The sequence below is a fragment of the Bacteroides sp. genome (genome assembly GCF_052357945.1).
Taxonomy (GTDB): Bacteria; Bacteroidota; Bacteroidia; order Bacteroidales; family Bacteroidaceae; genus Bacteroides.
Map to the genome: position 1 here is coordinate 2,055 of NZ_DAWCXD010000136.1, position 1,302 is coordinate 3,356.

At 57.5% G+C, this 1,302-nt stretch carries 1 pseudogene; it reads right to left on the reverse strand.

The window, feature by feature from the left end:
• Positions 1-1,302 (reverse strand): annotated as a pseudogene (locus ACT8YW_RS18395) (hypothetical protein); the annotation flags it as partial.

The window sequence follows — 1,302 nt, forward strand, 5'->3', positions numbered from 1 at the left end:
CGGGCGTTCAGCCCGGCCTTGAACGTGTTCAGGTCCATCGAGTAGGAATCGAACACATCCTCGTAGATGACCTCCTCATGGTTCCAGCTCTGTCTGACATGTATCTCGTAAGCGTATGCCTTCTTCGTCTGCTTGCCGCCCCGGCTGATGATGTAAGCGCTCTGCCAGTAATTGATGGTATAGGTGTAGCCGTCGTTCCGGTTATTGAGCTGCTGTACCCGGCTCCTTGACCATCCGGCATACCGTTCCGAATTGGAGAGTGCCTGCTCCCGTTGCGAGGCGTTGGGATAGAAGCCGGGGTCGCTTGTGTTGAAGCGCGTCCACTCGCCGCCGTTCAGTATGCTGTTGTCATCCGTCGGCGGATAATAGTCGCACAGCGAAACGCTGCCTTGGTCCCAGCGGGCGATATACCACCGTTGCGTGTAATAGTTCCCGGCCACCTCGTCCAGATAGTCGGTCATCCATGACGTGAGGTTGTACTCGCTCAGTTCGAACAGCCCCGCCACATTGTCCTCGCCGCCCACCATTTCGATAAGCAGCCCGCCGAGGTTATGCTCCACCTGCTCGAAGAGGGCACCGTAATGGTCGTACAGGTTGAAGATTTCATCCACCTTGCCGCCCATCAGGTCATGGAACGAGCTGGTCTGCAGCAGGGCGTCGCCGATATTGCTGATTCCCGCCGTGGCAAGCCCGACACCCATGTCGTAAAGGTGGTCGATGTCCTCTTTCAGATTTTCACCCGTGAAGTGGCCCGGCACACTGGCAAGGTCGTCCAGCAGGTGCTGCCAGTCGATGCCGCCCACTTCCGAGAGTTTCAGCAAGGGGGCGATGTCCCGGTTGATTTCGAGGAACACGATATCCGAGAATGTCAGCGTGCTGTTCGTCACCACGCTCTCGAACTGCATACAGAGGCTTTTCGTCTCATCACATATCTTCATCAGATAGCTGCCCCAGTGGATGGCCGTCTGCGGCGAGCGGAGCATCAGCTTCGCCACCACCCATATCTTCGGCATGATTTTCTCCGCCACCATGCGGTAAATACGGCGGTAGTAATAATTCTCCGTGCTACTGCACCAGATACCGAGGTCGGACAGGGCCTTATGCTCCAAAAACTTGGAGGCGAAAATGCCTGCCGTGGCCACTTCCGCCGCGTTGTAATGTTTCAGGATGTCATCGACCTGCTCCCGGTAATAGCTCTCGGCCACCGTCTCCGTGCCGAAAGCGGCAGCCATTGCCGCCACGGTACGCGCGTCGTAGTTCACGCTGTAATACTGGGCGTGGACACGCTGCGCGAGGGCGAGC